This is a genomic window from Flavobacterium sp. 38 (genome assembly GCF_057799715.1).
In genome coordinates, this window is the sequence record NZ_JBYNWZ010000003.1 from 1 (window position 1) to 12,526 (window position 12,526).

17 protein-coding genes are annotated in these 12,526 nt (G+C 29.7%); 12 read left to right on the plus strand and 5 right to left on the minus strand.

Annotated features, from left to right (window positions below; genetic code table 11):
* Positions 1–261: 261 nt before the first annotated feature.
* From AC3E9W_RS08675 to AC3E9W_RS08695, 5 genes are all read left to right on the plus strand, one after another.
* A complete protein-coding gene (locus AC3E9W_RS08675; RefSeq protein WP_125719582.1) occupies positions 262–975 on the plus strand; it encodes a YebC/PmpR family DNA-binding transcriptional regulator in 714 nt (237 codons plus the stop codon).
* Between the two features lie 275 nt (positions 976–1,250).
* Positions 1,251–1,673, plus strand: a complete 423-nt coding sequence (locus AC3E9W_RS08680; protein ID WP_488768070.1) for a hypothetical protein — start codon at positions 1,251–1,253, stop codon at positions 1,671–1,673.
* A 14-nt stretch (positions 1,674–1,687) separates the two neighbouring features.
* Entirely contained in the window at positions 1,688–1,960 is a 273-nt protein-coding gene (locus tag AC3E9W_RS08685) for a hypothetical protein (RefSeq protein WP_488768071.1), read from the plus strand.
* Between the two features lie 117 nt (positions 1,961–2,077).
* Complete coding sequence (locus AC3E9W_RS08690; RefSeq protein WP_488768072.1) at positions 2,078–2,215, plus strand: hypothetical protein; 138 nt, start codon at positions 2,078–2,080, stop codon at positions 2,213–2,215.
* Between the two features lie 26 nt (positions 2,216–2,241).
* Complete coding sequence (locus AC3E9W_RS08695; protein WP_488768073.1) at positions 2,242–2,613, plus strand: hypothetical protein; 372 nt, start codon at positions 2,242–2,244, stop codon at positions 2,611–2,613.
* Between the two features lie 33 nt (positions 2,614–2,646).
* Here AC3E9W_RS08695 and AC3E9W_RS08700 read toward each other — a convergent pair whose 3' ends face one another.
* On the minus strand, positions 2,647–2,937 hold the full coding sequence (locus AC3E9W_RS08700; protein WP_488768074.1) for a hypothetical protein: 291 nt from the start codon (positions 2,935–2,937) through the stop codon (positions 2,647–2,649).
* Between the two features lie 147 nt (positions 2,938–3,084).
* Here AC3E9W_RS08700 and AC3E9W_RS08705 point away from each other — a divergent pair, with 147 nt between their 5' ends.
* The 7 genes from AC3E9W_RS08705 to AC3E9W_RS08735 all read left to right on the plus strand — a co-directional run bounded on the left by AC3E9W_RS08705 (position 3,085) and on the right by AC3E9W_RS08735 (position 6,684).
* Entirely contained in the window at positions 3,085–3,288 is a 204-nt protein-coding gene (locus AC3E9W_RS08705; RefSeq protein WP_306159872.1) for a hypothetical protein, read from the plus strand.
* A 156-nt stretch (positions 3,289–3,444) separates the two neighbouring features.
* A complete protein-coding gene (locus tag AC3E9W_RS08710; RefSeq protein WP_488768075.1) occupies positions 3,445–3,927 on the plus strand; it encodes a hypothetical protein in 483 nt (160 codons plus the stop codon).
* A gap of 140 nt (positions 3,928–4,067) precedes the next feature.
* Positions 4,068–4,436 carry a hypothetical protein gene (locus tag AC3E9W_RS08715; RefSeq protein WP_488768076.1) on the plus strand — a complete coding sequence of 123 codons (369 nt, stop codon included), beginning with the start codon at positions 4,068–4,070 and terminating at the stop codon, positions 4,434–4,436.
* A gap of 108 nt (positions 4,437–4,544) precedes the next feature.
* Positions 4,545–5,255 (plus strand): hypothetical protein, encoded by a 711-nt coding sequence (locus AC3E9W_RS08720; protein ID WP_488768077.1) that lies wholly within the window; start codon positions 4,545–4,547, stop codon positions 5,253–5,255.
* A gap of 157 nt (positions 5,256–5,412) precedes the next feature.
* Positions 5,413–5,730, plus strand: a complete 318-nt coding sequence (locus AC3E9W_RS08725; RefSeq protein ID WP_488768078.1) for a hypothetical protein — start codon at positions 5,413–5,415, stop codon at positions 5,728–5,730.
* Positions 5,730–5,957, plus strand: coding sequence for a DNA/RNA non-specific endonuclease (locus tag AC3E9W_RS08730; protein WP_488768412.1), 228 nt, complete (start codon positions 5,730–5,732; stop codon positions 5,955–5,957). Before AC3E9W_RS08725 ends, AC3E9W_RS08730 begins: the two co-directional genes overlap by 1 nt.
* A 16-nt stretch (positions 5,958–5,973) precedes the next feature.
* Positions 5,974–6,684, plus strand: a complete 711-nt coding sequence (locus AC3E9W_RS08735) for a hypothetical protein (protein ID WP_488768079.1) — start codon at positions 5,974–5,976, stop codon at positions 6,682–6,684.
* Positions 6,685–6,767: 83 nt separating this feature from the next.
* Here AC3E9W_RS08735 and AC3E9W_RS08740 read toward each other — a convergent pair whose 3' ends face one another.
* The 4 genes from AC3E9W_RS08740 to AC3E9W_RS08755 all read right to left on the minus strand — a co-directional run bounded on the left by AC3E9W_RS08740 (position 6,768) and on the right by AC3E9W_RS08755 (position 12,492).
* On the minus strand, positions 6,768–7,673 hold the full coding sequence (locus AC3E9W_RS08740) for a LamG domain-containing protein (RefSeq protein ID WP_488768080.1): 906 nt from the start codon (positions 7,671–7,673) through the stop codon (positions 6,768–6,770).
* Positions 7,674–8,076: 403 nt separating this feature from the next.
* Entirely contained in the window at positions 8,077–8,976 is a 900-nt protein-coding gene (locus AC3E9W_RS08745; protein WP_488768081.1) for a LamG domain-containing protein, read from the minus strand.
* Between the two features lie 343 nt (positions 8,977–9,319).
* Positions 9,320–10,360: a cysteate synthase gene (gene capA / locus AC3E9W_RS08750; protein WP_125719571.1), complete on the minus strand. Its 1,041-nt coding sequence runs from the start codon at positions 10,358–10,360 to the stop codon at positions 9,320–9,322.
* 71 nt (positions 10,361–10,431) lie between these two features.
* Positions 10,432–12,492, minus strand: coding sequence for a S9 family peptidase (locus AC3E9W_RS08755; protein ID WP_488768082.1), 2,061 nt, complete (start codon positions 12,490–12,492; stop codon positions 10,432–10,434).
* Positions 12,493–12,526 lie beyond the last annotated feature (34 nt).

The following is a 12,526-nucleotide window of genomic DNA, read 5'->3' on the forward strand; positions in this document are numbered from 1 at the left end:
TAGATTTTAGATTTTAGATTTTAGATTTTAGATTTTAGATTTTAGATTTTAGATTTTAGATTTTAGATTTTAGATTTTAGATTTTAGATTTTAGATTTTAGATTTTAGATTTTAGATTTTATAAAAATCGCTGCGCTCTTTTTGGAATTTGGGATTTAACAATTGATTTTTTTTAAACTTTATCTACAATAAAAAAATTTATTTTGTTTTTGTAAAAATTAGGAAAACCGTATTTTTGCATCACAAAACTAAAAATTAGAAATGGGAAGAGCGTTCGAATTTAGAAAAGGAAGAAAAATGAAACGTTGGTCTGCAATGGCCAAAACATTTACCAGAATTGGTAAAGATATCGTAATGGCTGTTAAAGAAGGCGGACCAAACCCAGATGCCAATTCTAGATTAAGAGCTGTTATACAGAATGCAAAAGCGGCTAACATGCCTAAGGACAATGTGGAGCGCGCGATTAAAAATGCAAGTAATAAAGATACTGCCAACTATAAAGAGATTTTGTTTGAAGGTTATGCACCTCACGGAATTGCAATCTTGATTGAAACTGCTTCTGATAACAACAACAGAACGGTAGCTAATATTCGTAGTTATTTCAACAAATGTAACGGAACAATGGGAACTCAAGGTTCTGTTGAGTTTATGTTTGATCATACTTGCAACTTCAGAATTGCTAAAGACGGTATTGATCCTGAAGAATTAGAATTGGAACTTATTGATTTTGGTGCCGAGGAAGTTTTTGAAGACGAAGACGGAATCTTGATCTATGCTCCGTTTGGAAGTTTTGGTGCTATCCAAAAAGAATTAGAAAACAGAGGTCTTGAAATTTTATCTTCTGGTTTTGAGCGTATTCCACAAATCACTAAAGAATTAACTGAAGCACAAATCGCAGACGTTGAGAAACTAATCGAAAAAATTGAAGAGGATGATGACGTAATGAACGTTTATCACACTATGAAAGAAGAATAGTCTTTCTATAAAATATATTTTAAAAAGCTCTGGATTTTTCTGGAGCTTTTTTTGTTTTAAGTAACTTTTGCTTAATTGAAATTAAAAATTATATTTGCTTACATCAGAAATAAACTAATTTAAATCTTTCATCTATGCAATCATCAAAATTTATGAAATTTGCTGTAATAGCACTTGTAATCTTGTTCATTGTGATTAGTGTTATTAGCTAAAAAAATATAAGTCTTTTGATTTCAAAAGACTTTTTTTATTTCATCTATTTAAATCTTTACGAAATGGCAGGGAAAATTGTTTTTCATGGTTTTATATTAATACTCTTTTTGGTATTTCTCCAACGAATTGCTGTCAATATAATTTACACCAATAAAAACAATCTTGGTGAAGGAAAAATTTATGATAGCAGCTCTTATAAAAGAAGCAGTAATTCTGCCACAACATATTCTTTCTCAATTATAGATAAAAATGGCGTAAAATATCATGACAGTGGCGATAGCGATACCAATCAATATGGCTTTTCAATAGGAGACAAAGTTGTATTTAGAATACTTCATAATGGAGATTCGAAAGCCGTGCGTATGATAAAACGAAATGGAGAGCAAGTAAGGAATTATTACGGTTTTGTAGATTATGCCAGTGTCATTTCTGTAATACTTATAATTCTTGGCTATATTTATATTCCTAAGTTATTGAAAACTTAAACCAAAAACCCCAAATGAAACTAATAGAAAACTTTTACTGCATACAATCTGAATTTTTTGGAAATGACTCTCAAAAGGTCTTGGCAGAAGGAATTGTTAGCATTAAACAAGAATTAATAAGACCTATAATAAAATTCATCAATGAAAATGGAACAATTCAAGCTTCACAAGATAGAAAAACATATAGGAAAAGATTAATAGCTAATCCGTATACAGAAAGAAATGAATATTTTTCTAAGGATGAATTATTTTTTCTTTCAAAAACATATGATTTTCACATAGAATAAGACATTAAATATAAAGGATACTATTCTTCAATCTTAAAAAATAATGTTCAATATAAAAGTTCTGGAGATATAATTTTAATCGAAGAAAATAATAAAGAATATCTAATGATTGAATTTATGAGGTGGCAATTCGATTATCAACCTAGAGGAGCTGGAGAAGATATGTTAGGAGAAGACATTATGTACGTTCTTGGGATTTGGGAATCTCCATTATTGACCGATGAAATAGTGGCTAAAATAAAGAATGATAGATAATTATTTTACAAATCCTTAAGATCACCATGTCCAAAATTTCAATCATAAAAAAAATCCAATTAGGTGATGAAAGATCGTTCCCTATTAAAACTCCTGATTTTGAATTACCTTTCAGTTTTTATTGCGGAAATGGAGGAATAAAACATAAAGCTATTATTTCTTTTAAAAACTCTAACTTTTTAAGCTCATTAATCAAAACTGGTCAGTTAACAAATGATGATTTGGCACAAAATAATATTGTAAAACTAGAAAATTTAGAAGATCCAAACGAAGCACTTTTATATCGATATCAAATTTGTAATTTTAAAGATTGCCAGAATACTTATCTTTTAATTTTTGATATTTATGAAAATAGAGGTTATTATGGTTGTTTTATACATGGGGTTTTAGAGATATAAAATATCATTTAAGGAGAAACAAAAGATTTTTATTTAAAGAATATTCGAAAAATCATTGTTAGCGTAATAAAAGTTTTTAAAAAACAGAAGCAAGTCTTCTGCATTAAGTGAAGATTTATTTTTGTTTAATGTGTTGCTAACAATATCGTTATCTTCAATTTTTTCAATTTCCCAAACGCTATTTTCATTAACTAATAGTAGAAAGATCGATTCGTTGTGATATTTAGAACAAAAAGTTATTCTCTCCTTTCCGTCTCTCTTTTTCTTATCCATATGAATAAAACCTGTAAATCCAATCATTAAAAATTTTTCTTTTATTGTCATGTTATTTTTTTGAATGTTAAAGAGTTCAAAGCAAAAATAAAAAATGCTCCGATGATTATTTGAATTCATTTTAAACTAAGTTTAAATAACTTAAGAAATGACATTTCGATTATATTTGCAACACCTCAAATAAAATTTAAACTAAAAATGCAAACATCAAAAATCACCCGAATTGCTGTAATCGTACTAGTTCTTTTGTTCTTAGTATTAAGCGTAATTAGCTGCAGTACACACACTCACACTCATACACCTGCTCCATCTGGTAAAAAAATACCGCCTGGACAAGCCAAAAAAATGAACGGAGACAAAAGTGCAAAAGCTTATGCTCCTGGACAGCAGAAAAAAAGATAATTTAAGAGCCTTCTGAATTTCAGAAGGCTTTTTTATTTATATATGAATATAATTTTAACTTAGCATTTGGTTATTTATATCTGCCGAAAGAAAAAGCGTCTTTAACTGATAGGATACTTTCTACAAGAAAGTGGCTTAATGATTAAACCTTAAATTATGAATTTATTAGATTATAAAACTTTTAAGAATGACGTGGAGAAATACCTTGAAGAAAGTATTGATACTTTCAAATTAAAATTAAATGTAGATCTAAATAAAAAAGAAAACTTGTCAATTGATTATTATTTATTTTATGAAAATGAATATTGCATAATTTCTTTAAACTTTATTGATAGCTTTCCTTATCTAGACGTAATACCTACATTTTATTTAAAAAATTCAGATGAGTATTTAGAAGTAGATCATGTTTATTTAAGACCATTTTTAAGAATTGACGAAAAAGAGTTTGAAGCATACTGCTTAGAAAATTATAGAAAACGATTTCTCTATTCTGATGATTTTAAGGATAATGATAAAGGAGATATTTATTATAGCCTATATTCAATAAATGAAATTTTGTTAAAGTATTATTACGATCTTTTTAATGGAAAATACTCCATTAATAACTACAAAAAATTTTATCAAAATTTATCAAAATAAAATCTATCCAGATCAACAATTTTAATTTTGAACTAAAATAATTAAACGAAAACTTTGCGTGTTTTGAATTGCATAGATCATTATTCAAACATGACACTTCAAGATGACTTTCATACAAAAGCTTTTAAACATATAAATTGATGGAACAGATAACCGCTAAAGACATTGAACAATTTCTTTTTAATAAAGATAATGGTTTTTTGATAAAATATCATATCAGGGATGGAATTGACCGTATTCTATTAGATAAATTATATGAGATTTTAGAAGAATTAAAAACAGAATGGAAATATAAAGAAAATGTTCCTAAAGATATATTATATTATTTGATGACAATAGTTCCTGGATTATATCACGATTTAGAATTATACAAAAATGATGAAGAAAAATATGATGAATATGATGAATTAATTTATAATTTGAGTATTGCAATCGAAATGTGTTTAAATCCCGATATCGATGACCCACATTTTAATACACCTCTAAAAAACTTGGGACTTCAAAATTAAATGAATTTCTTATCAATAAAACTCTTAATAAAACGTGCATGAGAAAGAGGTTTAGTTATATTTTAACATCTGTATTTGTCTCATAATCTAATAATACTAACAATTAATATGATAGAAAATTATAATGATATACTCGAAAAATTAAAAGACACAAATTGGAAAAAATTTAATGCAATTTTTAATATTAGTAAAGGATCTATCGGATATAATAAAGTTGAATATATAGATGAAAATGATGTCGTCTCTTTTATTTGGATAGAATTTAGTGCAATCAATGATTTAGTTAAATCAATACGTAATAAATACAATAGCAATATAGATGACCTAAATAAAAGATTTAATAAATATCAAATTGAAATTTATTCTAATGGTGAAGTTATAGAGCAAGAATGGTGGGATTCTGAAAAAGAAAAAAAAGATCTACTAGACGGAGCAGAAGTTTTCTACCAATGGGTAAATGAGCGTATGATGTCTATGATATTTGAATATGAAAAAGATAATGATCTTATACCAACTGGATATGACTCAGACGGTGATTTAGAATATTTAAGTTCATGGGATAGTGGTATATTTACTTTTTACATTAATGAAAAAAATAATTTAGAATACAAAGTGGTTCTCACACAAGATGGAAAAGAAAGAATTCTAGATCTTCCCTTAAAAGATTATTTTGTAGAAGGAATATTAGACCATTATTTAGTGACTAATAATGAACTTTCTAATGAATGGAAACCTTGGAATACTATGATATTAAAATCGCTCCACTATGATATTCCTTATGATAAAAGAGAAGAATTTGTAAGCTATCTTCTTGTATAACATTTTATCACTTTATAGATTAAAACTTCAAGATTAGCGAAATACATTATAATATTATTTAGTATTTTTTATCTTATACGCCTACAGCAGAATAATTAACAGAATTGATTGAAGAATTAATTTCTAAATAATTTTAAAATAAATAGAATTTAATAAAATGGAAGTAAAAACTCTTCAAAAATATTTAGGGATGGCGGTTCATTTTATTTATTATCATCATCATAGATTGAATAATGAAAAAGTGTTTGAAGATTATTATTGGGAGCATTTATTAGAAATAGGAACCTTGGAATATTGGGAAATGTTATATAAATGTCTTGACTTTGCTTTAACTCAAGATGATTACTGTTTATCAATAGTTGATTCACCATTTAAAGAGCGTTATTCTGAGGCTGATATCAAATTGTTTTTCGAGAAATTTCACATTTATTTAAGAGCAAATTTACAAGTCAAATTTAATGGCCTTACTCCATAATAAATTATTTTTCTCAAAACGCTGTACAAAATAGAGCTGGTGGAGAGTGGTATAAAATGGAGACAGCGGTATCTGATTTTAAAAGAGCAAATCCAAATAGTAAAATAAAAGTAGAAATGGAATTTCATTTTACTGGAGATTCCAAAAGACCACATGCAGTAGATGTTACTATATATGTTGATGGAAAATATAGTAACTTGAGTAAAGTTGGTATTACTAATCCGTAATTAAAAATTAAAAAAAATGGAAATAAATTATTTAGTTGAAGAAGTTATAAAAAATTACACAGAATTTAAATACGATAAATTAATTGTTGAGTATATTTTTACTCTTGAGGGTAGTTATAATTTTATCGTAACCTATATGGAAGGAAACAACACTAAAGAATCGGAAATTTCTGATAAAGGAGTTAGAAATACTGCTAGACAAATGATAGAAACATATAATCAATTGAAAGATTCTTCAAAAAAATTCAATCATGTGAAAATAGAAATCAATAAAGATGGCAGCTACTCCGAATTATACTGGTGGGATGATCAAAAAGAAAAACAAGATTTATTAGATTATGCTGAAGTTTTCTATCGCTGGGTAAATGATAGAATGATGTCAATGATATTTGAATATGAAAAAGACAATAATCTTGTACCAACTCAATATGATTCAGATGGCGATCTAGAATATTTAAGTTCTTGGGACAGTGGTGTATTTACTTTTCATATTAATGAAAAAAATAATTTAGAGTATAAAGTTGTTCTAACACAAGGTGGAAAAGAAAGAATTCTAGATCTTCCCTTAAAAGATTATTTTGTAGAAGGAATATTAGACCATTATTTAGTAACTAATAATGAACTTTCTAATGAATGGAAACCTTGGAATACTATGATATTAAAATCTAATCATAATGATATTCCTCACGATAAAAGAGATGAATTTGTAAGCTATATTATTGAATAATTTTCAAATATATCAAGCTCACACTACAAAACAAAGCCTTCTGAAATTTCAGAAGGCTTTGTTGTTTAAAAAACCTAAAAATCTTATTTCTTAGCAGAAGTATTTATAACCTTAATCAAATAAGTTCCTTCCGGTAAATCACCAATATTAGAAGCATTGGCACTCATTATTTGTCTTCCTTGCGAGAAAACCTCAATTGTTTTACCGCTTTTGCTAGTTTCGACTGGAGCAGCGGGCGCTGAAGTTTTCACAGGCGCTGTAACCGCTTTTTTCTGAGTATTTGGAGCATTAGATGTTGAAACTGGTATTGTCTGCGTTACGGCAGCAACATTTGGTTTTGAGCTATTGTAAGCTTCCAAAACCTGTTCGTCTGTCATGGCAACACTATATAATCGTAAATCGTCAATATCTGCATTAATGCTTGTGGAGGTATTTAGTTTTCCTATATTTAAAATATAACCTTTTGCCGAACGCTGAATCCCTTCTACAGACTTTAGTAGTACACCATTTCGGTAAATTTTAGAAATATTTCCATCGTAAGTAATACTATAAAAGTACCAAGTTTCCTTTACTAATGGCACAGAAACTATTACATTGTTTGTATCTCCCCAACCTACTAAACTTAAATCTGAATTTCCTCCCGCTACTGGTTGCTGTATTAATCCAAAATATTGTCCGTTTGCGGCAGCACCATATCCAAAAATATAATTCGGAATATTCACAGCATTAAATTTTACCCAAACTGATATTGTTTTTGGCTTATTATCCTGCGGAAGCTCCCCTACTACTGCTTGATAAGCTTTATTTGTAAGTCGTAAAGCACTTTTAGGACTTCCCATTCTATCGTTTACAAAAAGCGGTGTGCCTAAAAATGAAATAGTATTGTCGGCACTATTTAGATTTCCGTTGAAATTAAATTCCTGCACTGGGTTTTGTGCATTGGCAGTTAAAAAATTTACAAACAATAAAGTGAGTAATATTTTTTTCATAGTTATAACTTTTATCAGAATGTTTAGTTTAAGGCAAATAGTAATTTTGTATGCAAAATTGAAATACTTTTAAGCTCTTTCAATTCTAAAATTTCGTTTATTATTTTTAGAAATTTTGTTAAAACTATAATTTAAATTCATCACGCACAAGCAATTCTTACACACAAATGCATAATTCTCACAAAAATACTTTATTAGTTCCTGTGGCATTCTCTTTGAAATACTCCAAAGCCACTCTAACCTATTTACAGAATGCATCGCATGAAAAGCAATGCTATTTTGAAAATATTTTTAGAATAAAAAAAGCCTTCTGAACACAGAAAGCTTTTCTACTATTCCAAAAACTCAATTGCTTGCGCAATAAAAAAACTAACTAACATTTAAAAACAAACTAAAAAACCATTTATTTTGAGGTAATTTTTTTAGATGGAGCACTGGTAATTTTTAATAAATAAGTCCCTTCAGGAAGATCACTTATATTTGCAGCGTTACTTCCTGCTATTTTTTGTCCTTGCGAATACACTTCAATGCTTTTTGTTGTCCCGCTAACATCACCTGAAGTAATTATTGCTTCGTTTGCAGTTTTTGTTTTAACTGCAGTTTTTATCGATTTCGGTTCTGCAGGAGTTGCAGCCAGCAAATTAGCTGTTTTTTCGCCCTCATATAATTCTTTTACCTGATCTGGAGTCAAAGCTAGATTATAGATCTTTAAATCGTCTATATCAGCATTTATTCCTACCATAGTATTAATTTCTCCCAGTCTAAAAATATTTCCATTAGTAGATCTTGTCATTCCTTCCAGAAACTTCAATAATTTACCGTCTCGATATATTTTAGAGATATTACTTTCGTAGGTGATGGTATAATTGTACCAAACACCCTTTTCAAGCGGTGTAGACACAATAACATCATTAGAAGCACCCCAGGCAGCTAAACTTAAATCAGAGTTTGAGGAAGTTGTTCCTTGCTGTAATAAACCGCAATATTGCGCATTTAAAGCATTTCCGTAGCCCCAAATATAGTTGGCATTAGCAATATCATTAAATTTAATCCAAATACTAACAGTTCTTGAGCTTTTTCCTTGAGGCAGATTATCAATTACAGCTTCTAGAGCTTTGTTATTTAGTCGCTGAGCTCCTTTAATAGCTCCTGCTCTATCTGCAACAAAATTGTTGGTGCCAATAAATGATATTGTATTTGCAGTATTGTTTAAAGTGCCATTAAAGTTAAATTCCTGAATCGGTGTTTGCGCGTTCACATTCAAAAAACTTACAAACAATACTGTGAGTAGTAATTTTTTCATAATAGTAGATTTTAGGGATTAATAACTATGTTATTTTAATACCGCTAAACTATATTTTTACTACTTGGAGCTAAAATATTTCCGACAACTTACCTAAATACTCGTTAAAAGAACGTTTTTCATGCATTTTACCGGTTAAATAATTTTTATATTTTTCAATGTTATTATTAAATAATTGAATTAAAATTATTCGAACTAATAATTTCTTACGTATAAATACGGTATATTCAATAAAATAATAAATTTTAACTTTTAAAGAAAACCGAAAGGAGAAAAATGTGGAAAATAAAAAAAACTCCATTCGGAATACGAATGGAGTTTCTATATCTTGAAAAGTAGTTTATTACTTTACGAATTCAATTTTTTGAGCTTCTTCTTCATTAACACTGTCAAAGAAACCTTGCTCGTTCATCCAGTCATCGCTGAATACTTTACTCATGTAACGAGAACCATGATCTGGGAAAATAGCAATAATGTTGCTGTCTTTTGTAAATTCTCCTTCTTCAGCATATTGCTTAATAGCTTGCATTACTGCTCCAGAAGTATATCCAACAAATAAACCTTCTTTTCTAGTAATCTCTCTTGCAGAGTGAGCACTTTCTTCGTCGGTTACTTTCATGAATTTATCAATAATATCAAAATCTGTAGCAGACGGAATCAAGTTTTTACCTAAACCTTCAATACGGTAAGGATAAATTTCTTTACTATCAAATTCTTTTGTTTCATGGTATTTTTTCAACACAGATCCAAAAGCATCAACTCCTAGAATTCTAATATTTGGATTTTTTTCTTTTAAGAATTTTGCAGTTCCAGAGATAGTTCCTCCTGTTCCGCTGCATGCAATAAGATGCGTAATTTGTCCTTTTGTCTGTTCCCAAATTTCTGGACCTGTAGTGTTGTAGTGGGCATCAATATTTAATTGGTTGAAATATTGATTAATGTAGACCGAACCTTTTGTCTCTTCGTGCAAACGTTTTGCTACATTATAGTAAGATCTTTCATCATCTGCAGAAACGTGAGCCGGACAGACATACACTTTGGCGCCTAAACTTCTCAACATGTCAATTTTGTCCTTAGATGATTTTGAGCTTACCGCTAAAATACAATTGTAACCTTTAATAATGCTTACCATTGCTAAACTAAAACCTGTATTACCAGATGTGGTTTCAATAATGGTATCTCCCGGAGATAGAATTCCTTTTCTCTCGGCTTCTTCAATAATATATAACGCTATTCTATCTTTTGAGGAATGACCTGGGTTGAAAGCTTCTACCTTTGCGTAGAAATTTCCTTCTAACTCTTCGGTAATTTTATTTAGCTTAATAAGGGGGGTGTTTCCTATTAACTCTAAAACATTATTATAAGCAGTTATTTCTTCTTTCATAAAAAAATAGTTAATCAAAGGCATTTTCAAATTAACCTTGATAGGTTGCAAATTTAACAAAAAATTTCTAATTAGCTTTTAATTTTTTCTAAATCTAATAAAAAACTAAATTCTTTTGCTAAGTCTTTTAAAGCCTCAAAACGTCCCGAAGCCCCGCCATGACCTGCATCCATGTTTGTATCTAAAAACAAAAGTTTATTATTTGTTTTTAAATCTCGCAATTTCGCAACCCATTTAGCTGGCTCCCAATACTGTACCTGCGAATCATGCAATCCGGTAGAAACATACATATTAGGATATTCCTGCGCTTTTACGTTATCGTAAGGTGAATACGACAACATATAATCGTAATATTTTTTGTTGTTTGGGTTTCCCCATTCGTCATACTCTCCAGTTGTAAGCGGAATACTATCATCCAGCATCGTAGTAATTACGTCTACAAAAGGCACCTGAGCGATGACTCCGTTATACAATTCGGGAGCTTCATTTACGATTACTCCCATTAAAAGTCCTCCAGCAGATCCTCCTTCTGCATACAAATGTTCTGGAGAAGTAAACTTTTGGTCTATTACAAATTTAGAGCAATCGATGAAATCTGTAAAGGTATTTTTCTTTTTTAACAGTTTTCCGTCTTCATACCACTGTCTTCCTAAGTCCTCACCTCCTCTAATATGCGCAATGGCATAAACAAATCCGCGGTCTAAAAGCGATAATCTTGTGGATGAAAAATAAGTATCCATGGTGATTCCATACGAACCATAAGCATAAAGCAACAATGGGTTTTTACCGTTTTTCTCCAATCCTTTTTTATAAACCATCGAAATCGGCACTTTTACTCCATCACGAGCTGTTGCCCAAACTCTTTCTTCGATATAATTATTTTTATCAAACTTTCCGCCCAAAACCTCTTGTTCTTTTAAGATCGTTTTGGTTTTATCCTTCATGTTAAAATCAATTACAGAAGACGGCGTTGCCAATGATTGATAGCTGTAACGCAGAATATCAGTATCAAAATCAACATTAGTTGTCGTATAGGCATTATAAGTCTCACTGCCAAAAGGAAGATAATAATCTGGCTCATCGTTCCAAGGCATGATTCTAATATGATTCAATCCATTCGAACGTTCTTCTACAACTAAATAATTTTTGAAAATCTCGATATCTTCCAACAAAACATCTTCTCTGTGCGGAATAAGATCTACCCAGTTTTTATTTCCTGTTTTATCTTCAGGCGTTTTCATCAATTTAAAATTAGTCGCCTTGTCTTTATTTGTTAAGATGTAAAAAGAATCTTCGTAGTGAGAAATACTATATTCTAATCCGCGAACACGTGGCTGAAAAACAGTAAATTCTCCTTCTGGATTATTAGAATTCAAAATTCTATATTCGGTTGTCAAAGTACTTCCAGAACCAATAACTATATATTTTCTTGATTTTTCTTTGCTTATCGACACATTAAAAGTATCGTCAACTTCATTATAAACCAAAACATCATTTTCTGAGCTGGTATTTAATTTATGTCTAAAAACTTTATCAGCTCTTAAAGTAGTTTCATCTTGTCTAACATAAAAAATAGTGTCGTTATCATTTGCCCAAACCGAAGCTCCTGTCACATTTTCTATTTTATCTGCTAAAATTTCACCCGTTTCTAAGTTTTTAATTTGAATCGTATAAATTCTTCTTCCCACAATATCTACTCCAAAACTGGCAAATTTGTTGTCCGGACTAATACTTAAACCTCCTAATTTGAAATAAGCATGTCCTTTTGCCATTTCGTTACAGTTAAAAAGAATTTCTTCTTCTGCAGAAAGGCTTCCTTTTTTTCTAGCAAAAATTGGATAATCCTGACCAGTCTCGAAACGTGTTATATAAAAATATCCATTGTAGAAATAAGGAACAGAAGAATCGTCTTCTTTAATTCTTGCCTTCATTTCTTCAAATAGGCTATTTTGTAAATCTTTAGTATGAGAAGTCATATTCTCATAATAAGCATTTTCTTGATTTAGGTAATCAATTACTTCAGAATTTTCGCGGTCATTAAGCCAAAAGTAGTTGTCAATCCTAGTTTCTTTATGTTTTTTTAATGTTTTTGGTATTATGTTAGCCTTTGGGGCCGATATATCATTTTGCATTGATTAAGCATTAATTTTTAAATATGAAGACGCA

What these genes read in the sequence shown, in the direction of transcription:
- AC3E9W_RS08710 (WP_488768075.1), top strand. Translation starts at nt 3,445, where the DNA reads ATGAATTTATTAGATTATAAAACTTTTAAGAATGACGTGGAGAAATAC.
- AC3E9W_RS08705 (WP_306159872.1), top strand. Translation starts at nt 3,085, where the DNA reads ATGCAAACATCAAAAATCACCCGAATTGCTGTAATCGTACTAGTTCTT.
- AC3E9W_RS08675 (WP_125719582.1), top strand. Translation starts at nt 262, where the DNA reads ATGGGAAGAGCGTTCGAATTTAGAAAAGGAAGAAAAATGAAACGTTGG.
- AC3E9W_RS08735 (WP_488768079.1), top strand. Translation starts at nt 5,974, where the DNA reads ATGGAAATAAATTATTTAGTTGAAGAAGTTATAAAAAATTACACAGAA.
- AC3E9W_RS08700 (WP_488768074.1), bottom strand. Translation starts at nt 2,937, where the DNA reads ATGACAATAAAAGAAAAATTTTTAATGATTGGATTTACAGGTTTTATT.
- AC3E9W_RS08690 (WP_488768072.1), top strand. Translation starts at nt 2,078, where the DNA reads ATGAGGTGGCAATTCGATTATCAACCTAGAGGAGCTGGAGAAGATATG.
- AC3E9W_RS08715 (WP_488768076.1), top strand. Translation starts at nt 4,068, where the DNA reads ATGGAACAGATAACCGCTAAAGACATTGAACAATTTCTTTTTAATAAA.
- AC3E9W_RS08720 (WP_488768077.1), top strand. Translation starts at nt 4,545, where the DNA reads ATGATAGAAAATTATAATGATATACTCGAAAAATTAAAAGACACAAAT.
- AC3E9W_RS08755 (WP_488768082.1), bottom strand. Translation starts at nt 12,492, where the DNA reads ATGCAAAATGATATATCGGCCCCAAAGGCTAACATAATACCAAAAACA.
- AC3E9W_RS08725 (WP_488768078.1), top strand. Translation starts at nt 5,413, where the DNA reads ATGGAAGTAAAAACTCTTCAAAAATATTTAGGGATGGCGGTTCATTTT.
- AC3E9W_RS08745 (WP_488768081.1), bottom strand. Translation starts at nt 8,976, where the DNA reads ATGAAAAAATTACTACTCACAGTATTGTTTGTAAGTTTTTTGAATGTG.
- capA (WP_125719571.1), bottom strand. Translation starts at nt 10,360, where the DNA reads ATGAAAGAAGAAATAACTGCTTATAATAATGTTTTAGAGTTAATAGGA.
- AC3E9W_RS08680 (WP_488768070.1), top strand. Translation starts at nt 1,251, where the DNA reads ATGGCAGGGAAAATTGTTTTTCATGGTTTTATATTAATACTCTTTTTG.
- AC3E9W_RS08685 (WP_488768071.1), top strand. Translation starts at nt 1,688, where the DNA reads ATGAAACTAATAGAAAACTTTTACTGCATACAATCTGAATTTTTTGGA.
- AC3E9W_RS08740 (WP_488768080.1), bottom strand. Translation starts at nt 7,673, where the DNA reads ATGAAAAAAATATTACTCACTTTATTGTTTGTAAATTTTTTAACTGCC.
- AC3E9W_RS08695 (WP_488768073.1), top strand. Translation starts at nt 2,242, where the DNA reads ATGTCCAAAATTTCAATCATAAAAAAAATCCAATTAGGTGATGAAAGA.